This is a genomic window from Clostridium sp. 1001271st1 H5 (genome assembly GCF_005845215.1).
In the GTDB taxonomy this organism is placed as follows: domain Bacteria; phylum Bacillota; class Clostridia; order Lachnospirales; family Lachnospiraceae; genus Enterocloster.
The window spans coordinates 1-23,084 of sequence record NZ_SPHO01000031.1 but is presented as its reverse complement, the minus strand read 5'-3'; the positions used below and the strand labels follow the sequence as shown (position 1 = coordinate 23,084).

The window sequence follows — 23,084 nt, the reverse complement described above, 5'->3', positions numbered from 1 at the left end:
ATGAAAAAACGTTTGCTGAGCAACAGGGTAAGGAACGCCATTTTGATGGCTATCCTGCTGCAGAGCGTTATATTTGGTTTCGGACTGATGGTGACCGGAACCTTTTCGGGAACAGCCAACCGCCCTTATAAGGTAATGGAATCCCAGGTAGCGGAAAAAAACTCACTTATATCAGGATATATGAATAACTCCCTTCTCATCGCCAATACCATGGAGAAAGAGCTGGCAAAGATAAAGGATGACAGAAAGATACATGACAGACTGATTGATAACTTAAACCATGCATCGTCGGTGGACGGCGTCTTTTACCTGAATCTGGACGGCAGGGAGGCCGTCATATACCGGGACGGGGAGCCGCAGATATTCTCATCTGCCTATGGCGACATCTACTGTGTGGTGGGAAGTTCCAAGAGTGAATATCCCATTGCCCTCTCTAAGGACTGGAGTCCCAAGCTCACATCTGAGGACTGGGCAAAGGCGGAGCGGTATTGGGCAGAACGGACCAAAGGGGGAAAATGGTTTTTCGGGGATAACCGTCTGTATTATGTCATAAGCCAGGAGGTCTACGGCAGCCGCCGGATAATGGGATTCCAAATCAGCGGGGAAATGCTGGACTCATATCTGAGTCTGGATAACCCTCCCTACAAGGGAATGGAAGTCCTTCTCATGACGGACGGGCAGATACTCTATGGCCGGGATAAGGCGTCCATAGGTACGGACTATGAATACAGGGAGGAAGGAAACCGGATATCATTAACTTATAACGATGCTTCCTATGACGGTGTGCGCAGTGTCCTCCAGGTTTATGGTCACATGAACGGGGGTACCGTGTATGTGGCGGCGGTATGCTACCACTCGGAGCTGGCGGAGCTGTCCAGGTCCACTATTGTCATGGTGGCGGGAGTATACCTGCTGTCCATTGTGATTGCCATTATTTTCTCTTATATTGCCATCTGGATGGTGCTGAAACCAATTCAGAAGCTGCAGGAGGACATCACCTGCCAGAATCCGGATGAGGTACACTTTAAGGATATTGGAATTGAAGAGATAGACCGTATCCATCAGGCCCTCAACGATATGGCTGCAAAGGTGGAGCAGAGCTATTCCAGATACTCCTTTACCCTGGAATCAGCAGGGGAAAAGGTGGGGAGCTTTGAATATCAGAAGGGCGGGGAGCGGGTTAAACTGAGTTCATCCATCCTGCAGCTGCTGGATATTCCGGAGGAACGTATGGGAGCCGACAGCTGCGTGGACTACGCCATGTGGGAGGACATCATACGCAGGCTGGACCGGGTGGCGGAGCTGGAGGACGGATATTCCTATATTGACAGGGCGGGCAATACCAGAGCCGTGACCATACGCCAGAGGCATGAGGAACACGGGGTGTTCGGCATTGTTATTGACAAGACGGACGCATATATGGAGATACTGCGGCTCAGAAATATATCCCAGCACGACCAGCTGACCGGCCTGTACAATGCATCCTACCTAAAGAAGGAGGGGCAGAAGATACTGGACAGCAACAGGAGCCGGGTCAATGCACTGGTTTTCTGTGATTTGGATAATCTGAAATATGTGAACGACAATTACGGCCATGAGATGGGGGACCATTATCTCAGGGCCATGGCAGACCTGCTGACTGAAATTGCATCCGGGGAGCAGTGCATTGCGGTGCGCCTGTCGGGTGATGAGTTTGTACTGTTCTTCTATGGCTACAGTGACAGAAGGACCATAGAGAGCAAGGTCAGGGACGGATATGAGGGACGCAGCTCCATCCAGCTGCCGGACGGCACCAGCCGCAGAATCAATGCGTCCATTGGCCTGGCCTTTGCCCAGAGGGAATCCGAAAGCATGGAGGACCTGATTAACCGGGCGGACAGGGCCATGTACAGGGTGAAGCGCACAGAGAAAAACGGGATTGCCATTTATGACAAGTCAGACGAGGCAGGGCCGGTATAGCGCGTGTCCAGTGACAGCGTTCCGGCCCGGCCCCGCTTTTTTCTAAGCGCCCCTTGCTTTTTTACCTAAAAAAAATTATAATGTATCTTGACTATCCATAGGAAAAGGTGACCGAACATATGGCAAATGAGGGAACAAAAGAAAAACTGGATATCGAATTGGAAGCGCCGGCCGACTTTACCAGCCCTGAAGTGCTGTATCAGGACTTGATTAATACAATCCGCAAATATCATCCTTCCGATGATATCACCATGATTGAAAAGGCGTACAGGATTGCAGATGAGGCCCATAAAGAGCAGAAGCGCAAATCCGGGGAGCCCTATATCATCCATCCGCTCTGTGTGGCTATTATACTGGCTGATTTGGAGATGGATAAGGAAACCATTGCGGCAGGGCTTCTTCATGATGTGGTGGAGGACACCATCATGACCCTGGAGCAGCTGACCAAGGAGTTTGGCTCCGAGGTTTCCTTCCTGGTGGACGGTGTCACCAAGCTGACGCAGTTAAACTGGGACAAGGACAAGGTGGAGATACAGGCAGACAACCTGCGCAAGATGTTTCTGGCCATGGCAAAGGACATCCGTGTCATCATCATCAAGCTGGCGGACCGTCTCCACAACATGAGAACCGGCCAGTACTGGAAGCCGGAGAAGCAAAAGGAAAAGGCCAGGGAGACCATGGAGATTTATGCTCCCATCGCTGACAGGCTGGGTATTTCCAAGATTAAGATTGAGCTGGATGACCTGTCTCTTAAGTTCCTTCAGCCGGATGTATATTACGACCTGGTGGAAAAGGTGGCCCTCCGCAAGGATACAAGGGAGGCCTTTGTCCAGGAAATCGTGGATGAGGTCAGGAGCCACATGGAGGATGCAGGCATTGAAGCCTTGGTAGGCGGACGTGTAAAGCATTTTTTCAGCATATATAAAAAGATGGTGAACCAGAACAAGACTCTGGACCAGATATATGATTTATTTGCAGTGCGCATCATGGTGGAGACCGTGAAGGACTGCTACGCAGCCCTGGGTGTTATCCATGAGATGTATAAGCCCATACCGGGCCGTTTTAAAGACTATATAGCCATGCCCAAACAGAACATGTACCAGTCCCTGCACACCACCCTGATTGGGAGCAACGGACAGCCCTTTGAGATACAGATCCGCACCTATGAGATGCACAGGACAGCGGAATACGGTATTGCCGCCCACTGGAAGTATAAGGAGAGCGGAAGCGGACAGGTGGCTGCGGGAAGCGCTGAGGCAAAGCTCAGCTGGCTGCGTCAGATTCTGGAGTGGCAGAGGGACACCGACGATTCCAAGGAATTCCTGAGTATGGTCAAGGGAGATTTGGATTTGTTTTCCGACAGTGTGTACTGCTTCACGCCGTCAGGGGATGTAAAGACCCTGCCCAGCGGTTCTACTCCCATTGACTTTGCATATTGTATACACAGTGCTGTGGGCAATAAGATGGTGGGAGCCAGGGTCAACGGCAAGCTGGTGCCCATTGAATACGTGATTCAAAACGGCGACCAGCTGGAGATTATCACTTCCCAGAATTCCAAGGGACCCAGCCGGGACTGGCTGGGCATTGTGAAGAGCACCCAGGCCAAGAATAAGATAAACCAGTGGTTCAAGAGCCAGATGAAGGAAGATAATATCGTCAGGGGACGGGACCAGATTGAACGGTACTGCAAGACCAAGGGCATTAACTGGTCTGAAATCGGCAAGCCGGAGTTCATGGAAAAGGTTATGAACCGGTATGCCTACAAGGACTGGGATTCCGTCCTGGCATCCATTGGACACGGGGGCCTGAAAGAGGGCCAGGTCATCAACAAGATGATGGAGGAGCGGGAGAAGAAGCTTAAGAGGGAGATTACGGATGCGGATGTGCTCAGCGGCATTGCCGACACAGCGGGAAGGTCCGGCGAGGCCAGTGTCCGCAAATCCAAGAGCGGCATCATGGTCAAGGGAATCCATGACCTGGCGGTGCGGTTCTCCAAGTGCTGCAATCCTGTGCCGGGAGATGAAATTGTAGGATTTGTCACCAGGGGCAGGGGCGTGTCCATCCACCGCACGGACTGCGTGAACATCATCAATCTGCCGGAGGATGAACGGAGCAGGATGATTGACGCGGAGTGGCAGATGGCAGAGGGAGCCAGCAGCAACGAGCAGTATTCCACGGAAATCAAGATATTTGCCAATAACCGGATTGGCATGTTTGCGGATATATCCAAGGTCTTTACGGAGAAGCAGATTGACATCACCTCCATGAACGTAAGGACCAGCAAGCAGGGCAAGGCCACCATTATCATGACGTTTGACATTCATGGGACCGATGAGCTGAACCGGCTGACCGACAAGATACGCCAGATAGAGGGCGTTCTGGATATAGAGAGGACGACAGGTTAGCTTAGATATGAAAGGGGAAGGATATGAGCGATATCAGGATTAAGACATGTGTACTGGGACAGGTGAGTACCAACTGCTACCTGGTTTATGATGAGAATACAAAGGAGGGAGTGGTCATTGACCCGGCTGACAACGCTCCCTATATACTGAATAAGTGCAGTGAGCTGGGGATTAATCTTACGGCGGTGCTGCTGACCCATGGACATTTTGACCATATCATGGCTGTGCCGGATGTGGTCAGGGCATTCCGGGTAAAGGTCTACGCATATGAGACAGAGGACAATATGCTGGCCGATACCAAGCTTAATATGACCGGGGGATTCCGGGGACCGCAGACCAGCCTTCATGCGGATGTGCTTCTTCATGACGGGCAGGAGCTGGAACTTCTGGGGACCAGATGGAAGGTGCTGTTCACACCGGGACACACCGCAGGCTCCTGCTGCTTCTATCTGCCGGAGGAAGGCATTATCTTTGCAGGTGATACCTTGTTCCGCGGCTCCTATGGACGGACGGACCTGCCCACTGGTAATACGATTCGCATTGTCAGTTCCATTGTGGACATACTCTTTAATCTGCCGGATGATACCATGGTGTATACAGGCCATGGGGACCCCACTACCATTGGATTTGAGAAGCAGGGAAATCCCGTGTTTGCAGTAAGAGACAACATTCTCCGGGTAAAAGGCCCGGATGCCTTCAAACAGGAATAGAAGGAAGGTTTTATATAGAAAGCAGGTTTTGTATGATTGGACTTTTAATACAGGATAACCAGTACGAACAGGACATCAGAGAACTTCTGATGTCCTTTTATCCAGGTGAGGCCTATGCCCATGAGGTAAAGGACGGAGCGGACTTCTATGTGGAGACACGGCTGGGAGACGGAACGGTTTCCGTTTATATATGGGAGAACGGCACATCCCCGGAAAACTGCCGGGAGGGCGGGGCCGGGCCGGAACAGGTTACGGCTCCGTCCCGGCCGGAAGGGCTGGACGGATGGGGGCTATCAGCTTCCTGCACCCGTTCCTCTGACCTTTCAGACCACTCCGCCACCAAGAATGTGGTAAAGAAGATGTTTTACCTTATGCTGGCGGAGCGTACGGGAAGGGAAATGCCCTGGGGTTCCCTTACCGGCATCCGCCCCACCAAGATAGCCCTTACCAGGCTGGAGGAAGGCTGGAAGGAGGAGGACATACGCTCCTTTATGAAGGAGACTTACCTTGCCAGTGATGAAAAGATAGATTTGAGCATTGAGATTGCCGCCAGGGAGAAGCGGCTCCTGGAACCATTGGATTATGAGAGGGGCTACAGCCTGTATGTGGGGATTCCATTCTGCCCCACCACCTGTCTTTACTGCTCCTTTACCTCCTACCCCATTGGAAAATGGAAGGGGCGCACCGGACTTTATCTGGAGGCCCTGTTTAAGGAACTGGAATATACGGCCGGGAAAATGAAGGGAAGGCCCCTGGACACGGTTTATATCGGAGGCGGCACCCCCACATCCCTTCCGGCGGAGGATATAGACGCCATCTTAAGCAGGCTGGAGCAGCTGTTTGATTTGAGCCGAGTACTGGAATTTACAGTGGAGGCCGGAAGGCCGGACAGCATTACCCAGGACAAGCTCAGGGTGCTGAGAAACCACGGGATAACCCGTATTTCCATCAATCCCCAGACCATGAACCAGAAAACACTGGACATCATCGGACGCCACCATACCGTGGAGATGGTGAAGGAACGTTTTTACATGGCCCGTGAGATGGGATTTGACAATATTAACATGGACCTGATTATGGGGCTTCCGGAGGAAAACCTGGAGGATGTACGGCATACATTGGCCAAGGTAAAGGCCCTTGGCCCGGATTCCCTTACCGTCCATTCACTGGCCATTAAGAGGGCGGCCAGGCTCAACATGTTCAGGGAAGAGTACGGCGGGCTGAAGATTCAGAACACGCCGGAGATGATTGAACTCAGCGCTGCCTGCGCCCGTGAGATGGGGATGGAGCCGTATTATCTGTACCGCCAGAAAAACATGGCCGGTAATTTTGAGAATGTGGGGTATTCCCTGCCCGGCAAAGCCTGCATCTACAACATCCTTATCATGGAGGAGATGCAGACCATAGCTGCCTGCGGCGCGGGAACCACCACCAAGGTGGTATTTCCCTCTGAAAACCGCAGGGAACGGTGCGAGAACGTAAAGGAAGTGGAGCAGTATATCAGCAGGATTGACGAGATGATTGGGCGCAAGGAGCGCATCCTTACGCAGTGAGTCTGCTAGGCAGCGGTTCCATACAGATATGCAGGGTGCCGCAGCGCATGATGCCGGGGTCATGTAAACAGAGACATGGTTCCGGCAGATTTTATTATTTCAGTGAATCATAAGTGTCTGGGAGGAGAGGTATTGTGAAAAAGAGAGAGCGTGTATTTGCAGCAATGAGAAATGAGCCGGTGGACAGGGTTCCCTGTTATTTTACCACTCATTTTGCCAGGGAGTCGGCCTTTGGGGAGGCAGCCGTGGAGGAGCATCTGAAGTTTTTCAGCGAGGTGAATCCGGATATCCAGAAAATCATGAACGAGAACCTGGTTCCCAACATGGGTTCCATAAAAACGCCTGAGGACTGGAAATGCATCAGGACCATTACCCTTAAGGACAAATTCATGGAGGATGAGATTGAGCTGGTCAAGCGCGTCCTGGACCGGTGCGACAGGGATGCCTTTAATATCGGCACCCTTCACGGCATTGTGGCCTCCACCATCCATCCCATTGAGCCGGATTACGGTTATATGCCGGTGCGGCAGCTGCTCTGCAGCCATTTGCGTCAGAATAAGGGGCCTGTGCTGGACGCCATGAAGCGGATTGCTGACGGTCTGTGCCTGCTGGCAGGGAAATTTGTGGAACTGGGACTGGACGGCATCCTCTATGCAGGGCTGGGAGGGGAGCGGTTTTTGTTTACCGACCAGGAGTTTGCCGAGTATATCATGCCCCTGGATAAGCAGATAATGAGTGCCTGTCTGGAAGCAGGGGGCCACAATATCCTGCACATGTGCAAGACAGATGTGAATTTTGACCGGTACGAGAGCTATAAGGGCCTTTACAGCATAGCCAACTGGGGCATTTATGAGACGGGGATGAGTCTGTCAGAGGGCAGAAAGCGGTTTACGGACTGCGCCATCATGGGCGGCCTGTCCAATCACATGGGACCGCTGATTGAAGGGACTCCGGAGGAAATCCGTGAGGAGGTACGGCGCGTCATATCCGAGGCAGGAGAAACAGGCTTTATCCTGGGGACGGACTGCACCATTCCCATGGGCGTGCCCTATGAGCGTATGCGGATTGCGGCGGAAGCCATAAAATAGGGGAAAATCATTGAAAACACTTGCAAAATCATAAAAGTTGCTTAAAATAAAGATATTGAACAAAAATCAGGATTGGAGAACGCGTATGGCATTAGCAAAGAAGCCGGTCACCGGCATGAGGGATATCACGCCTGCCGAGATGCAGATTCGTGAGTACGTGATGAATCAAATCAGAGAGACCTATAAAAGTTTTGGATTTACCCAGATAGAGACACCCTGCGTTGAGCACATTGAGAATCTGACCAGCAAACAGGGCGGGGACAATGAGAAGCTGATTTTCAAGATACTGAAAAGAGGGGACAAGTTTAACCTGGAAGAGGCAAAGGAGGAGAATGACCTGGTGGACAGCGGCCTGCGCTATGACCTTACCCTTCCTCTTTCCCGCTATTACGCCAACAACGCAGCCAGCCTGCCCAGCCCCTTTAAGGCGCTTCAGATGGGAAGCGTGTGGCGTGCGGACCGTCCCCAGAAGGGCCGTTTCCGCCAGTTTGTACAGTGCGATATTGATATTCTGGGAGATGCCACCAGCCTGGCTGAAATCGAGCTGATTCTGGCTACCACCACGGCCCTGGGAAGAATCTGCCCGGACAATGGCTTTACTGTCCGCATCAATGACAGAGGCATTCTGCGGGGTATGGCCCTTTACTGCGGTTTCCCTGAGGAGTCCATGGACCAGGTATTTATCACCCTGGACAAGATGGATAAGATTGGGTATGAAGGCGTGGAGAAGGAGCTTCTGGATTCCGGCTACAGCACGGAGAGCGTAGGAAAATATCTGGACATGCTTAAAAATGTTACAAAGGATGCAGCCGGTGTAAGAGCCCTGGGACAGATGCTGTCGGAAGTAATGCCCGCCAGTGTAAGCGAGGGTCTGGCGCATATCATGGACACAGTGACTGAGGTGGCTGAGGCTGATTTCGGGCTGGAGTTCGACCCTACCCTGGTCAGAGGCATGTCATATTACACAGGAACCATTTTTGAAGTTTCCATGGAGGGCTTCGGCGGTTCCGTGGCAGGCGGCGGCCGGTATGATAAGATGATAGGCAAGTTCACGGGAATGGAAACGCCGGCCTGCGGATTTTCCATAGGCTTTGAGCGCATTGTAACCATTCTGACGGACAATGGCTTTACTGTGCCCGGCGCCTCTTCCAGAAAGGCATTTCTCTTTGAAAAGGGTGTGGACAGCACCATGCTGGCATCTGTAATCCGCCAGGCCATGGAGGAGAGAAAGAAGGGCGTGCAGGTCCTGGTAGCCCAGATGAACAAGAACAAGAAGTTCCAGAAGGAACAGCTGGGCAAGGAAGGCTACACGGAGTTTAAGGAGTTTTATAAGGAAAGCCTGAAGAATTAAGGAAAATAAAGGAGATAAGACAATGGCAGAATCAATGGTTGGGTTAAAGCGTACCCATAGATGTACGGAGGTGACCACTGCCCAAATCGGTCAGGTAGTGACCGTCATGGGATGGGTCCAGAAGAGCAGGAATAAGGGAGGCATTATCTTTGTGGATTTGCGGGACCGTTCCGGCATCCTTCAGATTATATTTGAGGAACATGACTGCGGCGCAGAGGACTTTGCAAAGGCAGAGAAGCTGAGGAGCGAGTTCGTGGTCGCTGTTACAGGCCGGGTAGAGGCCCGTTCCGGAGCAGTAAATACCAATCTGGCCACAGGCGCCATTGAAATAAGGGCCAACTCCATGCGCATTCTTTCCGAGTCCGAGACACCTCCCTTCCCCATTGAGGAGAACAGCAAGACAAAGGAAGAGCTTCGCCTGAAATACCGTTTCCTGGATTTGAGAAGGCCGGATATCCAGAAAAATCTTATGATTAGGAGCCAGGTAGCCACCCTTACCAGGGCATTTCTGGCGTCTGAGGGATTCCTTGAGATTGAGACGCCTACTCTGATTAAGAGTACGCCGGAGGGCGCCAGGGACTATCTGGTACCCAGCCGTGTGCATCCCGGTTCCTTTTATGCCCTGCCGCAGTCACCGCAGCTTTTCAAACAGCTGCTCATGTGTTCCGGTTACGACCGCTACTTTCAGCTGGCCCGCTGCTACAGGGATGAGGACCTGAGGGCAGACCGCCAGCCTGAGTTCACACAGATAGACATGGAGCTTTCCTTTGTGGATGTGGACGATGTGCTGGATGTCAATGAGCGCCTGTTAAAAAAGCTGTTTAAGGAAATCTGTAATTTTGATTTGCAGCTGCCCATTCCCCGTATGACCTGGCAGGAGGCCATGGACCGTTTTGGCTCTGATAAACCGGACCTGCGTTTTGGGATGGAGCTTAAGAATGTTTCTGATGTGGTTAGGGGCTGCGGGTTTGCAGTGTTTAAGGGAGCCCTGGAAAACGGCGGCAGTGTCCGCGGCATCAACGCCCAGGGACAGGGGCATATGCCGCGTAAGAAAATAGACGCCCTGGTGGAGTATGCCAAGGGATTCGGCGCCAAGGGCCTTGCCTATGTGGCAATCAATGAGGACGGCACCTTCAAATCCTCCTTTGCAAAGTTCATGAAGGAGGAGGAAATGGCTGCCCTGATTCAGGCCATGGACGGAAAGCCGGGAGATTTGCTGCTGTTTGCCGCCGACCGCAATAAGGTGGTATTTGACGTCCTGGGCAACCTGCGCCTGGAGCTGGCCAGACAGCTGGAGCTGCTTAAGAAGGATGACTTTAAGTTCCTGTGGGTGACAGAGTTCCCGCTTCTGGAATATTCAGAGGAAGAGGACCGGTACGTGGCCATGCATCATCCATTTACCATGCCCATGGATGAGGATTTGCAGTATATTGACTCTGACCCGGGCCGTGTCCGGGCCAAGGCATATGATATTGTCCTGAACGGCGTGGAGTTGGGAGGCGGCTCTGTCCGTATCCACCAGGCAGATATCCAGTCCAAGATGTTTGAAGTACTGGGCTTTACACCTGAGAGGGCCAATGAGCAGTTCGGCTTTCTGCTGGAGGCATTTAAGTACGGGGTTCCTCCCCACGCCGGTCTGGCATATGGCCTGGACCGCGTGATAATGCTGATGGTGGGAGCTGACAGTATCCGCGACGTCATTGCGTTCCCCAAGGTGAAGGATGCATCCTGCCTGATGACCGATGCGCCCGGGCAGGTAGATGTGAAACAGCTGGAGGAACTGCATATTGCGGTTGCTTCTGGAGAAGAAAGCGGTATATAAGTATATGTGATTTTTGGAAGGCCAGCAAGCCGTCCGTCCGGTGTAATACGGGATTGGGCGGCTTGTTTTTTTTGCTAAAAAGGGGTTGACATTTTAAAATCATGGCATATAATGTAGATATAAACATATGAACACTTATTCATTTGAATAGATGATAATAAGAAAGAGAGGGTACCAGCCATGGCAATAAATGATGTGGAGTGCTGCGATTTTTATCAGGTCCATGAGGATGTGGTAAAGGCGGTTAATGATAAGATGCCGGATGAGGATAAACTGTATGACCTGGCGGAGATATTCAAGGTGTTTGGGGATTCCACCAGAATCAAGATATTGTATGTGCTTTTCGAGGCGGAGATGTGTGTCTGTGACATTGCGCAGCTTCTTAATATGAACCAGTCAGCTATTTCCCACCAGCTGAGAATCCTGAAGCAGAACAGGCTGGTAAAAAGCCGCAGGGACGGCAAGGCTGTATTCTATTCCCTGGCAGACAGCCATGTGAGGACCATCATTAACCAGGGTATGGAGCATATAGAGGAATAGGCCAAAAGGGCGGTTCCATGTATTATGGCCCAGTATTTCCGGCTTGCATAAGCTACAGATGGTGCCGGCGGAAAATGGAGTATAAATAAAATAACAGATATGGAGGAGAATAGGAATGAAGAAGAAATTCAAACTGCAGGACCTGGATTGTGCCAACTGCGCAGCCAAGATGGAGGAAGCAATCAAGAAAATTGAGGGAGTGTCTGATGCAACAGTGAGCTTCATGACCCAGAAGATGACCATAGAGGCAGATGACAGTAGGTTCGATGAAATTATGAAGGAAGTAGTGTCTGCGTGCAAAAAGGTGGAGCCTGACTGCATTATCCAGCTTTAAACGCGCAGCCGGACTGGAAAGGAAACTGATATGACTAAGAAACAAAAGGCAATGCTGCTCCGTATCATAGCATCCTTCATCATTTATATTACCCTGGCAGTGACAGACCACATGGAGATTTTACCGGAGTGGCTTGGGTTGTGGGGAAAGCTGGTCCTGTATCTGGTTCCCTATGTTCTCATTGGATGGGATATTATATACAAGGCATTCCGCAATATACGCAACGGCCAGGTTTTTGATGAGAATTTTCTGATGACAGTAGCTACCTTCGGCGCCTTTGGCGTAGGAGAATATTCGGAGGCAGTGGCGGTCATGCTGTTTTACCAGGTGGGCGAACTGTTCCAGAGCTATGCAGTGAACCGCTCCAGGCAGTCCATCACTGAGCTTATGGATATCTGCCCGGAGTATGCCAACATAGAGGAGGACGGCCAGCTGAAACAGGTGGACCCGGACGATGTGCAGGTGGGCGATATCATTGTGGTTAAGTCAGGGGAGAGAATTCCCCTGGACGGCAAGGTGGTGTTTGGGGATTCCATGGTGGATACTTCCGCGCTGACCGGTGAGTCCGTACCCCGCAAGGTAACAGCGGGGGACGATATCATCAGCGGCTGTGTCAATGGAAGCGGCCTTTTGCGGGTTCAGGTCACAAAGGAATTTGATGATTCCACCGTGGCAAAGATTCTGGAGCTGGTGGAGAATGCCAGCAGCAAAAAGGCGCAGGTGGAAAACTTCATTACCCGGTTTGCCAGATATTATACCCCCTTAGTGGTGGTGGGAGCCGTGCTCCTGGCTGTGATTCCTCCCCTGTTCTTTGGGCAGACCTGGTCCGAGGGCATCAGAAGGGCCTGTACCTTCCTGGTCATTTCCTGCCCCTGCGCCCTGGTAATCTCAGTGCCCATGAGCTTTTTCTCAGGCATCGGGGCTGCTTCCAAAAAGGGTGTGCTTATCAAGGGCAGCAATTATCTGGAGGCGCTGTCTGAGATGGACACCATTGTGTTTGATAAGACAGGTACGCTGACCAAGGGAGAATTCAAGGTGACTGAGATTCATGCGGTGGACGGCAGTCCTGTTCCGGAGGCGTCTGAGGTTCCGCGTACCAGGGTGTGGGCGGCCAGCCAGCCCTCCGATGAGGCAAAACGTTCCCTGCTGGAGCTGGCGGCATTGGCGGAAAGCTATTCAGACCATCCCATTTCACGTTCTATTAAAGATGCGTGGGGAGATACCATTGACATGAACCGCGTCAGCAATGCACAGGAGATATCCGGTCACGGAGTGCAGGCGGAAATTGACGGCCATACCGTACTGGCGGGCAACAGCAAGCTGATGAAGGAAATGAACGTAGAGTATCAGGAATGCACCAGCATGGGCACGGTGGTCTATGTGGCTCTGGACGGCGTGTACTGCGGATATATTGTCATATCGGATTCAATTAAGGAAGAGTCCTTCGAGGCAATCAGGAATCTTAAGAAGGTGGGTGTCAGAAGGACCATTATGCTTACCGGCGATAAGAAAGAGGTAGGAGAAGCAGTGGCAGCCAGGCTGGGGCTTGATGAGGTCCATGCAGAGCTTCTTCCGGGGGATAAGGTGGCAAAGGTGGAGGAACTGCTGTCTCAGCAGACGGGAAAACACAGGCTGGCCTTTGTGGGCGATGGTATCAATGACGCGCCTGTTCTCTCCCGGGCGGACATTGGAATTGCAATGGGCAGCATGGGTTCCGATGCAGCCATTGAAGCAGCGGATATTGTGCTCATGGATGATAACCCTGCCAGGATTGCGGATGTGGTCCGCATATCGCGCAAGACTATGTCCATCGTAAAGCAGAACATTGCCTTTGCATTGGGAGTCAAGGCAGTGGTGCTCTTAATGGGTGCTGTGGGCGTGGCCAATATGTGGGAGGCGGTATTTGCAGACGTGGGCGTGTCGGTTATTGCAATACTCAATGCGATGAGGGCTTTGTCGTTGTGATAAATGGATTTTGGGGTGAGAGGGGATGCGGACGCATGCAGGGTGCCGCAGACGTGAGAGCCGGGTGCCCCCGGCTCTCACCCATTCCATACTCAGGGCGTCCGCTGTGTTTGCCACGCTGAGAGAAGAATAATGTTCTGGCGAATGGTATGCAGCGGGTGAGTGGAATTGTTACAGGAGGATATCTTCCAGATTCCGTTTGGGAACGTAATGAACCTGATTTTTATCACGGTAATATACAGTTGAGCCGTCTTCCTTTACAGGCACAAGTATTACTTCTTCCTTTGGCTTTCCCAGGGCCAGTACCAGGTCGATGCTGTAATGCTCGGGATTCAGTCCCAGCAGCCGGCCTATCTCCGGACGCTTGCAGCTGCCAATCATACAGCCGCCATATCCCTTTTCCGCGGCAGCCAGCATGATGGTCTGGGCCGTGATTCCGTCGTCCCATTGTTTGTTCTTACCGATGGTCAGGTCGCAGGCAATGACTATGTAGGCTGAGGGCCGTTCGCCCTCTGCGGGGCCGTCCCAATCCTTTAGGGCGCCTGCCCATGCAATATATGGGAAGATATCAGCGCATTCCCCGGGCGTGCACAGAATTTTGAATTTCAGGGCCTGGGCGTTGGAGGCAGAGGCAGCCAGCCGGGCCGTGTCCACCATATCAGCCAGTTCACTGTATGGAATGGCAGTATCCTGATAAAATCTTCTGTAAGAGCGGCATTGTTTCACAAGGTCTTTTAACATAGGCTTCCTCCTAATCCGGCAGTTCATGGCCGTGGGTGATGTGGCGCTTGATGGCGTCAAAGCTTTCAGCGCTCAGAGTGTGTTCCATGCGGCAGGCATCCTCAGCAGCTGTTCCGGGGTCCACACCCAGATAAATCAGCCAGTTGGACAACAGCGTGTGGCGTTCATACATGGTGTCCGCAATGGCCTGCCCGGAAGGCGTCAGCGTGATATGTCCCTGTTCGTCCATCCGGACATATCCGTTCTGGCGGAGATTCTTCATGGCTACGCTGACACTGGGCTTGGAAAATCCAAGTTCATTGGCAATGTCGATGGAGCGGACATAGGGATGTTCCCTGGCCAGCATGAGTATGGTTTCCAGATAATTTTCTGCTGATTCCTGTATTTTCAAGTCTGTAAATACCCCCAATTATTTAGTATGATAGTTCTAAGTGTAACATATAAAAAAACGATTGACAAGAGAGTTAGAAAGTGCTAATCTGAGAATGAAGTTAGAAGAAGCTAACCTGTAAAAGAACCGGAAACTAACAGCAGGATAACGCCTTGGGAATCAGCGAAAAGGGACCTGCATCATGCCTGCGCCGGATATAAACAGGAGGAAAGGAGAATATATATGAATCTTTCAACGTTAATCATTCTGGTCATATTGGCTGTGATTGTAGGGGCGGTAGTCCGTGTCATGATAAAGGATAAAAAGTCAGGTAAGGGATGCGGAGGATGTGCCGGCGGCTGCGGAGGCTGCGCAGGTTCCTCTGTGTGCCATGGAAACCATGAGCAGGGGAAGCATGTGGGGTGATGCAGTGATTTTACAAGGGGCAGTGCCGGATTCTGTATGGTATGATGCCGCAGGACCTCAGAAGGAGTTTGAGACAGAGTATATTAGGGTTATAAATATAAAGAGGAAGTTCCGGAGGAAGGGAATGGAGTTTACGCCTTCCGTTCAGAACTTCCTTTTCATATTATTTCATGATAGGATTCCTTTTATTCAGATTTAATTTCCTTCCACATGTCATTGTAGACGGTATCCACATCGTCCCCCAGATACTGGATGATTTCACAGTTAGGCAGCTTGTCAAGGTCAGGGAACAGGGCCTTGTTATTTTTAAGGTCGTCGTCTAACAAATCATAGGCCCCTGTGTTTGGAGTGGCGTAGGTGATATATTCAAAGTTCTTTTTGGCGATGTCGGGACGGCACAGGAAATCAATCCATTTCTCCGCGTTTTCCTTGTGTTCTGCATTGGCCGGGATAACCCAGGAGTCAATCCAGTAGTTGGTTCCTTCCTCCGGAATTACATATTCCAGGCTGTAATCCAGGCCCTGTTCTGCCACGGCATCCTGGATATAGAGCATTTCGCCGGAATAAATCACGCCCACAGCCGCTTCTTCGCCAATCATCTTATCCCTTACCTGGTCAATGACATATGCCTGAACCAGAGGTTTCTGCTCAATCAGCAAATCACGGGCCTCGGCCAGTTCATCGGGATTGGTGCTGTTTAAGGAGTAGCCCTTCATCTTCAGGGCAACGGTAAAGGCATCCCTTACGCTGTTCTGCATGAGAATCTCGCCGCTTAAGCGCTCATCCCATAAGTCGGACCACTTGGCGGGAGCGGGAACGCCCAGCTCCTCCAGGCGCTTGGTGTTATAGAGAATGCCCATGGTTCCCCAGCAGTAGGGGACGGAATATTTGTTCTCAGGGTCAAAACCCTTGGAGATATCCAGGTATTCCTGACCGATTTCCTTATAATTGGGAATGTTGTCAAAGTTAAGCTCAGCCAGAAGGTTATTCTCAATCATGCGCTGAATCATGTAGTCAGAGGGGCACACAACGTCGTATTTCACAGCGCCCGCCTCAATGACAGGATACATCTCCTCGTTGGTCTCAAATACATCGTAGACCACCTGGATGCCGGTTTCGTCCTCAAACTGGGCGATGACATCCTCGTCAATGTACTCGCCCCAGTTGTATACGTTCAGCTTGTTGTCTTCCTTATTTCCGCCCCCGGGGGAGGATTCGGATTTGCCGCAGCCGGTTAAGAGGGCGGCGGACAGGACTGCCATGGATGCGGCAGCAAGGGTGATTGCCATTTTCTTTTTCATAATCGTTCTCCTTTAATGTCTGAATTCGGTTATGCCTTTTCCGGTTTCCTGATGGACCGGAAGTTAACAAAGATGAGAAGAATCAGCACGGTCAGGAATATAATGGATGACAGTGCATACATGGACGGCCGGATGCCGCGCCTCACCTCGCTGTAAATCAGGGTGGACAGGGTGTTGATGCCTGCGCCCTTTGTAAAGTGGGTGATGATGAAGTCGTCTAAGGACATGGTAAATGCCAGCAGGAAGCCGGAGAGCACGCCGGGCATAATATCCGGAAACACCACCTTGAAAAATGCATACAGAGGGGATGCGCCCAGGTCCAGGGCTGCCTCATAGGTGTATTTGTCGGTCTGCTTTAGCTTGGGCATGACGCTTAGTATGACATAGGGTATATTAAAGGTGATATGGGATATAAGAACCGTCTTAAATCCCAGGGAAATACCAAAGGCAATGAAGGCCAGCATCAGGGAAATACCAGTCACGATGTCAGCGTTCAGCATAGGTATATTGGTAATGCCCATAACAATGGTCCTGGGCACTGCCCGCATGGAGCTGATGGAGATGGCCGCCGCCGTGCCTATGATTGTTGCCACCAGGGCCGATACAAAGGCTATGATTAAGGTGGTGGTCAGGGCGCTCATGATGGAACGGCTGTCAAACATCTGGGTGTACCACTGCAGGGTAAATCCGCCCCACTGGGTCCTGGATTTGGATTTGTTGAAGGACAGCACCATCATGGTCAGGATGGGGGCATAAAGGAAAATCAGTATCAGCACCATATAAAAATCCGATACGATTTTGCGCAGTACTTTTGAACTCTTTGTCATCAGAATGCAGTCCCCTCTCCGTTTTTATCGTATTTGGCTATCATGGCCATGCTGATTAGGATGAAGACCATGAGAACCAGTGAAAGTCCGCTTCCCAGATGCCAGTTGCTTCCCCTGGTAAATTCCTGTTCAATTACATTGCCGATAAGCAGAATCTTGCTGCCGCCCAGCAAATCGGAAATCACGAAGGTGGTCAGGGACGGAACAAAAACCATGGTAATGCCGCTGATAATGCCCGGTATGCTTAAGGGAAACCATATCCTGGTAAAACGTTCAAAGCTGTTGGCTCCCAGGTCCATGGCGGCATTTATAATATTGTCGTCTATCTTGGACAGCACATTGTAAATGGGAAGCACCATAAAGGGCAGGAAGTTATATACCATGCCCAGTACAATGGCTGACGGGGTGTTAATCATGGACTGTGAAGGCAGGTGGAGCCAGTTCAGGATGCCGTTGATGACACCGTTTTTCTCCAGCAGCGTCTGCCAGGCCAGAGTCCTCAGGAGGAAGTTCATCCACATGGGCAGGATGAATATAAAGACAATGAATCCTCCTGCCGCTGTTCCGCGGCCCCTGAGTATCATGGCCAGTGGATAAGCTAACAGCAGACAGAGAACCGTACTTACCAAGGATAGCCCAAGGGACAGCCACAGCGCCTTTGCGTGGTCCGCAGAGGCAATGGCAATGACATTGGCCATGGTAAGGCCGCCTCCCTTGTCAGTCAGTCCGTACCATATAATCATGGCCAGCGGAATCAGCGTAAAGCCGGCCATCCAGATGAGATAGGGACCTGATAACAGCGCCTTGCCGATGGCAGCGCCTTTTTTTTCGCTATTCATTGACTCCCAGCGCCTCCTCATCTTCAGAAGCAGGCTTGTTCATGATTTGGATTTCAAATGGCTCCACATGAATGCCGACCTGCTGGCCTACAGGGAACATATCGGTGGAATGCACCAGCCACTCGAAACCGTCCGGGGTGGTTACTTCCATCTCATAATGGACGCCCTTGAAAATCAGGTGGGTCACAACGCCCTGGAGGGTGCCGTCCTCTGGCTTAACAAGGTCTATGTCCTCAGGCCGGATAACCACATCCACAGGCTTATTATTGCCAAAACCCTTATCAACACATGCAAAGCGGGCGCCGAAGATTTCTACCAGCTCGTCCCGAATCATGATGCCGGGCACAATGTTGCTCTCTCCGATAAAGTCAGCCACAAAGGCATTTTCAGGTTCATTATAAATCTGCTCAGGGGAGCCCATCTGCTGGATGTATCCCTGGTTCATGACCACAATGGTGTCCGACATGGTCAGGGCCTCCTCCTGGTCATGGGTCACATAGATAAAGGTAATGCCCAGTTCATTTTTAAGGCGTATCAGCTCATACTGCATATCCTGGCGGAGCTTTAAATCCAGGGCGCCAAGGGGCTCGTCAAGGAGCAGCACCCTGGGTTCGTTTACAATGGCCCGGGCAATGGCGATACGCTGCTGCTGGCCGCCGGATAAGGAGTCCACGGTGCGCCTCTCGTAACCGGACAGGTTTACTAATTTCAGGGCGTATTTGATTTTGTCATCAATATAGGATTTTGGTTTGTTCTTGATTTTTAAGCCAAAGGCAATGTTTTCCGCAATGTTCATGTGGGGAAACAGTGCATACTTCTGGAATACGGTATTCAGCTGGCGTTTGTTGGGAGGAATCATGGTGATATCCTGCCCGCCGAAGATTACCTTTCCTGTATCAGGGGTGGTGAAGCCGCCTAATATACGCAGGGTAGTGGTCTTGCCGCAGCCGCTGGGGCCCAGCAGGGTGACGAAGCTGTTCTCCCTGATAGAAAGATTCAGGTCGTCCAGGACCAGCTCACCGTCAAAACTTTTTGATATGTGCTGTAAATCTATGAAAGGCTGGCTCATGATAATCAAATTCTCCTTTATCTTAATGTGATTAAAAACTTGGCGGCGAGCTCACCCACAGAAGAAGGGCTCCGTTTTTACTTGTCAGGTAATGTTTCTTATCCGGCGTGAAGTAGAAGGATTCACCTTTTTTTGCCTTGTATGTCTTGCTGCCTATGTGGATGGATATACTGCCCTGGAGCACATACCCGAATTCCTCCCCTTCATGGGGATTATCAGGATAGGTGGAGCCTCCGGCCTTCAGGGTGAGGAGGATGGGCTCCATCACGTTCTTCTGGGCATTGGGGATAATCCATTTGATTTCATTATTTAAGTCTGTATCGATTTTCTCAAAATAATCCTGTTTTCCAAATACTACCTGTTCATCCGGTGTTTCGTTGAAAAATTCGCCGATGGTGGTGCCCAGGCATTGCAGGATATCCATCAGGGTGGCTATGGACGGAGACGTGAGGTCACGTTCCAGCTGGGAAATGAATCCCTTGGAAAGCTCGGCCCGGTCAGCCAGTTCTTCCTGGGTCAGACCCTTTAACACCCGCAGTTCCTTTAGTTTCGTTCCGATTTCCATGGAGTTCCTCCCTGTCTCGCTTTTCTGAACAAAAAGTTTACAAATACTAACTGACTATAAAAATAAGCAAAAAGTTTAGTAATAATAAACAAGCGCGATTTTCATTATACATTAAATCAGTGGTATGTCAATACCTTTTTGAAAGATTTGGCAGATAAGTTTTAAGGGGAATCAGGGGGGATAATTTCACAAACTTCCAGTTAACAAATTCACAATTTTATGATATGATGTTTTTAGTCTAAATTGAAATAGAAACCGACGTAAATCAGGGAGGTACAGACAGGTATGAGCGGCAAATATATGGCATATGTAGGGTCTTATTCCTACACCGGAAAAGCAAAGGGAATCACAGTGTTCGACGTGGACGTGGAAAACGGGACATTTAAGGAGAGGTGTGAGATGGAAGTGGACAACTCCTCCTATGTCATTGCTTCCAGCGATGGAAAGACGTTATACTCCATCGCGGATGAGGGGGTTGTATCCTTCCGGATTCTGCAGAACGGAAGCCTTGCAAGACTGAACAGCGCTCCTATCCGCGGTATGAGGGGCTGCCACCTGTGTACTGATATGGAAGATAAATATGTATTTGTCTCAGGCTACCACGACGGCAAGACCACGGTCCTGAGCCTTAACAAGGACGGCTCTGTGGGCAAGATTGTGGACGAGGTGTTCAACAAGGGCTACGGCAGCGTGGCTGAGCGTAACTTCCGCTCCCATGTGACCTGTACCAGAAGGATGCCGGATGGCAGATATGTACTGTCTGTGGACAATGGGACGGACCAGGTAAAGGTCTACCGCTTTAACGACAAGGATAAGAAGCTGTTCCAGGTGGATGCCATCCACTGCGACCTGGAGTCAGCTCCAAGACATTTCCGCTACAGCTCCGACGGACGTTTCCTGTATCTGATGCATGAGCTGCAGAATGTAATCTGCGTGTATTCATATGAAACAGGCGACAGGGCGCCTGTAGTTGAAAAGATACAGACGATTTCCACCACGGCCACCAGGAATCCGGGGAACCTGACAGCTGCCTGCGCCATGAGATTGTCCCCGGATGAGAAATACATATACTGCACCAATGCAGGTGAGAATACAGTAAGTATCTACAGCAGGGATGAGAAGTCCGGGCTTCTGACTATGATTTGCTGCCTGCCTGTCAGCGGGGAGTATCCGAAGGACGTGGCTATTTTCCCGGACCAGAAGCACATTGCCTCCATTAATCATGACAGCGGCAGCATCAGTTTCTTTGAGGTGGATTACGAGAAGGGCCTGATAGTTATGTGCGGACGCAGCGTCATGGTAAATGAACCAAACTGCTGCGCCATTGCCAGGATTGGAAATTAAGCTTACCAGCCGTCAGACAGGCTGCAGTGATACAGAAGCAGGAGGACAGGAGACAGTATATGGCAGGTTCTACATTGGGAACGATTTTAAGAGTGATAACCTGGGGGGAATCCCACGGAAAGGGAATCGGTGTGGTGGTGGACGGGTGTCCGGCCGGACTGCCTCTGGAGGAAGGGGATATCCAGTTCTATCTGAACCGCCGCAAGCCCGGCCAGAGCAAGTTTACCACAGCCAGGCAGGAAGGGGATGAGGTGGAAATCCTGTCCGGCGTGTTTGAGGGAAGAACCACCGGCACCCCCATTGCGCTGGAGGTGCGCAACACAGACCAGCGTTCCCGGGATTACAGCAACATTATGGATATTTACCGTCCGGGCCATGCGGATTATACCTTTGACCAGAAGTATGGTTTCAGGGATTACAGGGGCGGCGGCCGGTCATCCGGCAGGGAGACCATTGCCAGGGTGGCGGCTGGAGCCATTGCCTGCAGGCTTTTAGAGAGTTTGGGAATCACGGTCAGGGCTTATACACGGGAGGTAGGCGGTATTGGCATTGACCGGGAGCGCTTTGACCTGGAAGAGATGTGGAATAACCGGCTGTACATGCCGGATGCCCGGGCGGCAGCACAGGCAGAGGCACGGCTGGAGGAGCTGATGGGCCGTAAGGACTCCTGCGGGGGCGTGGTGGAGTGCATCATCCGCGGTATGCCTGCAGGGGCGGGAGAGCCTGTATTTGAGAAGCTGGACGCCAACCTGGCCAAAGCCATGCTGTCCATCGGCGCAGTCAAGGGATTTGAGATTGGAGACGGTTTTGGCGCTTCCAGGGCCTGCGGTTCCGGGAACAACGACGGGTTCTGCATTTACGGTGAGGGAAAGGACGGCAGCCTGCATTTGAACGGCAGGGTTGGAAAGCGGACCAACCACTCCGGAGGCACCCTGGGAGGAATCAGCGACGGCAGCGATATCGTGATGCGGGCGGCATTTAAGCCCACCCCCTCCATTGCACAGCCGCAGCATACCGTGAACCGGAAGGGCGAGGAGACAGTGGTTGAGATAAAGGGCCGCCACGACCCCATCATAGTGCCCAGGGCCGTGGTGGTGGTGGAGGCCATGGCCGCATTGACAGCAGCCGACATGCTGCTCCTGTCCATGACATCCAGGCTGGACCGGGTGCAGGAATTTTTTGCCCGTGACCGGGTATGACAGGCCGGATGTATGAAATATGAGAAACATAAACGTTAGAATATAAACCATGACATAGAGAATGGATAAAAGGAGAAGAGGAATTATGAAGATTGCAATTGGTAACGACCACACAGCCATTGAGCTTAAGAATATCATCAAGGAGTTTGTGGAAGGCAAGGGATACGAAGTCATTGACCTGGGAACCAATTCCACTGAGAGCTGCGATTACCCTGTCTACGGCGAAAAGGTAGGACGGGCTGTGGCCGGCGGCCAGGCTGACCTGGGAATCGCCATCTGCGGCACCGGCGTAGGCATATCCTTGGCAGCCAACAAGGTAAAGGGAATCCGGGCCTGCGTGTGCAGCGAGCCTTACACGGCAAAGCTGTCCAGGATGCATAATAACTCCAACGTACTTGCCTTTGGCGCCAGGGTAGTGGGAAGCGAGCTGGCCAAGATGATTACAGAGGCATGGCTGGACGCTGAGTTTGAGGGGGGAAGGCATGAGCGCCGGGTGAAGATGATAATGGATATTGAAGGGTAGCAGGGGCGCGTAAGGGAAAACGCGCAAATGTTTATGAGAATCCGTGTAATTTAACCAAAACAAAGAGACAATAAAAAAGGAGTCCGCAAAGGTGTACGGGTTCTTTCTGGACTTTGGGTATTACAAGAAAAAGTAGATACGAGAGTATCTACT

General features: G+C 51.4%; 22 protein-coding genes. 15 read left to right on the top strand and 7 right to left on the bottom strand.

Annotation, left to right across the window (positions count from 1 at the left end; genetic code table 11):
• From FGS84_RS28045 to FGS84_RS28000, 10 genes are all read left to right on the top strand, one after another.
• A complete protein-coding gene (locus tag FGS84_RS28045; protein WP_138311487.1) occupies positions 1-1,959 on the top strand; it encodes a GGDEF domain-containing protein in 1,959 nt (652 codons plus the stop codon).
• Positions 1,960-2,078: 119 nt separating this feature from the next.
• Positions 2,079-4,364: a bifunctional (p)ppGpp synthetase/guanosine-3',5'-bis(diphosphate) 3'-pyrophosphohydrolase gene (locus FGS84_RS28040; protein WP_138311486.1), complete on the top strand. Its 2,286-nt coding sequence runs from the start codon at positions 2,079-2,081 to the stop codon at positions 4,362-4,364.
• Positions 4,365-4,387: 23 nt separating this feature from the next.
• On the top strand, positions 4,388-5,074 hold the full coding sequence (locus tag FGS84_RS28035; RefSeq protein ID WP_138311485.1) for an MBL fold metallo-hydrolase: 687 nt from the start codon (positions 4,388-4,390) through the stop codon (positions 5,072-5,074).
• 32 nt (positions 5,075-5,106) lie between these two features.
• Positions 5,107-6,627: a coproporphyrinogen dehydrogenase HemZ gene (gene hemZ / locus FGS84_RS28030; RefSeq protein WP_138311484.1), complete on the top strand. Its 1,521-nt coding sequence runs from the start codon at positions 5,107-5,109 to the stop codon at positions 6,625-6,627.
• Between the two features lie 134 nt (positions 6,628-6,761).
• Complete coding sequence (locus FGS84_RS28025) at positions 6,762-7,715, top strand: uroporphyrinogen decarboxylase family protein (protein ID WP_138311483.1); 954 nt, start codon at positions 6,762-6,764, stop codon at positions 7,713-7,715.
• Positions 7,716-7,800: 85 nt separating this feature from the next.
• Positions 7,801-9,066, top strand: a complete 1,266-nt coding sequence (gene hisS / locus FGS84_RS28020; protein ID WP_138311482.1) for a histidine--tRNA ligase — start codon at positions 7,801-7,803, stop codon at positions 9,064-9,066.
• A gap of 22 nt (positions 9,067-9,088) precedes the next feature.
• On the top strand, positions 9,089-10,888 hold the full coding sequence (gene aspS, locus FGS84_RS28015) for an aspartate--tRNA ligase (RefSeq protein ID WP_138311481.1): 1,800 nt from the start codon (positions 9,089-9,091) through the stop codon (positions 10,886-10,888).
• Positions 10,889-11,068: 180 nt separating this feature from the next.
• The gene (locus tag FGS84_RS28010) at positions 11,069-11,428 is read left to right on the top strand and encodes a metalloregulator ArsR/SmtB family transcription factor (RefSeq protein ID WP_138311480.1); all 360 of its coding nucleotides are present in this window, start codon (positions 11,069-11,071) and stop codon (positions 11,426-11,428) included.
• Between the two features lie 115 nt (positions 11,429-11,543).
• Positions 11,544-11,762, top strand: coding sequence for a cation transporter (locus tag FGS84_RS28005; RefSeq protein WP_138311479.1), 219 nt, complete (start codon positions 11,544-11,546; stop codon positions 11,760-11,762).
• 30 nt (positions 11,763-11,792) lie between these two features.
• The gene (locus FGS84_RS28000; RefSeq protein WP_138311478.1) at positions 11,793-13,727 is read left to right on the top strand and encodes a heavy metal translocating P-type ATPase; all 1,935 of its coding nucleotides are present in this window, start codon (positions 11,793-11,795) and stop codon (positions 13,725-13,727) included.
• A gap of 171 nt (positions 13,728-13,898) precedes the next feature.
• Here the strand turns inward: FGS84_RS28000 and FGS84_RS27995 are convergent, their stop codons facing one another.
• Both FGS84_RS27995 and FGS84_RS27990 read right to left on the bottom strand, forming a co-directional pair.
• A complete protein-coding gene (locus tag FGS84_RS27995) occupies positions 13,899-14,468 on the bottom strand; it encodes a nitroreductase family protein (protein ID WP_138311477.1) in 570 nt (189 codons plus the stop codon).
• Between the two features lie 10 nt (positions 14,469-14,478).
• A complete protein-coding gene (locus tag FGS84_RS27990; RefSeq protein WP_138311476.1) occupies positions 14,479-14,859 on the bottom strand; it encodes a metal-dependent transcriptional regulator in 381 nt (126 codons plus the stop codon).
• Between the two features lie 222 nt (positions 14,860-15,081).
• Between FGS84_RS27990 and FGS84_RS27985 the strand changes: the two genes are divergently transcribed.
• Together FGS84_RS27985 and FGS84_RS27980 are read left to right on the top strand one after the other, a co-directional pair.
• The gene (locus FGS84_RS27985; protein ID WP_138311475.1) at positions 15,082-15,264 is read left to right on the top strand and encodes a FeoB-associated Cys-rich membrane protein; all 183 of its coding nucleotides are present in this window, start codon (positions 15,082-15,084) and stop codon (positions 15,262-15,264) included.
• Positions 15,230-15,463 carry a hypothetical protein gene (locus tag FGS84_RS27980; RefSeq protein WP_171042729.1) on the top strand — a complete coding sequence of 78 codons (234 nt, stop codon included), beginning with the start codon at positions 15,230-15,232 and terminating at the stop codon, positions 15,461-15,463. Before FGS84_RS27985 ends, FGS84_RS27980 begins: the two co-directional genes overlap by 35 nt.
• On the opposite strand, the gene FGS84_RS27975 is transcribed toward FGS84_RS27980, so the two are convergent.
• From FGS84_RS27975 to FGS84_RS27955, 5 genes are read right to left on the bottom strand one after another with little or no spacing between them, the layout of a single operon-like run.
• On the bottom strand, positions 15,450-16,565 hold the full coding sequence (locus tag FGS84_RS27975) for an ABC transporter substrate-binding protein (RefSeq protein WP_138311473.1): 1,116 nt from the start codon (positions 16,563-16,565) through the stop codon (positions 15,450-15,452). The genes FGS84_RS27980 and FGS84_RS27975 overlap by 14 nt on opposite strands.
• 29 nt (positions 16,566-16,594) lie before the next feature.
• Positions 16,595-17,392 carry an ABC transporter permease gene (locus tag FGS84_RS27970; protein ID WP_138311472.1) on the bottom strand — a complete coding sequence of 266 codons (798 nt, stop codon included), beginning with the start codon at positions 17,390-17,392 and terminating at the stop codon, positions 16,595-16,597.
• Positions 17,392-18,231 (bottom strand): ABC transporter permease, encoded by an 840-nt coding sequence (locus tag FGS84_RS27965; protein ID WP_138311471.1) that lies wholly within the window; start codon positions 18,229-18,231, stop codon positions 17,392-17,394. Before FGS84_RS27965 ends, FGS84_RS27970 begins: the two co-directional genes overlap by 1 nt.
• A complete protein-coding gene (locus FGS84_RS27960) occupies positions 18,224-19,300 on the bottom strand; it encodes an ABC transporter ATP-binding protein (RefSeq protein ID WP_138311470.1) in 1,077 nt (358 codons plus the stop codon). Before FGS84_RS27960 ends, FGS84_RS27965 begins: the two co-directional genes overlap by 8 nt.
• A gap of 31 nt (positions 19,301-19,331) precedes the next feature.
• A complete protein-coding gene (locus FGS84_RS27955) occupies positions 19,332-19,865 on the bottom strand; it encodes a helix-turn-helix domain-containing protein (RefSeq protein WP_138311469.1) in 534 nt (177 codons plus the stop codon).
• Between the two features lie 285 nt (positions 19,866-20,150).
• Between FGS84_RS27955 and FGS84_RS27950 the strand changes: the two genes are divergently transcribed.
• The 3 genes from FGS84_RS27950 to rpiB all read left to right on the top strand — a co-directional run bounded on the left by FGS84_RS27950 (position 20,151) and on the right by rpiB (position 22,931).
• A complete protein-coding gene (locus FGS84_RS27950; RefSeq protein WP_138311468.1) occupies positions 20,151-21,209 on the top strand; it encodes a lactonase family protein in 1,059 nt (352 codons plus the stop codon).
• A 59-nt stretch (positions 21,210-21,268) separates the two neighbouring features.
• Positions 21,269-22,408: a chorismate synthase gene (gene aroC / locus FGS84_RS27945; RefSeq protein ID WP_138311467.1), complete on the top strand. Its 1,140-nt coding sequence runs from the start codon at positions 21,269-21,271 to the stop codon at positions 22,406-22,408.
• A gap of 85 nt (positions 22,409-22,493) precedes the next feature.
• Positions 22,494-22,931: a ribose 5-phosphate isomerase B gene (gene rpiB, locus FGS84_RS27940; RefSeq protein ID WP_138311466.1), complete on the top strand. Its 438-nt coding sequence runs from the start codon at positions 22,494-22,496 to the stop codon at positions 22,929-22,931.
• Positions 22,932-23,084: the final 153 nt, after the last annotated feature.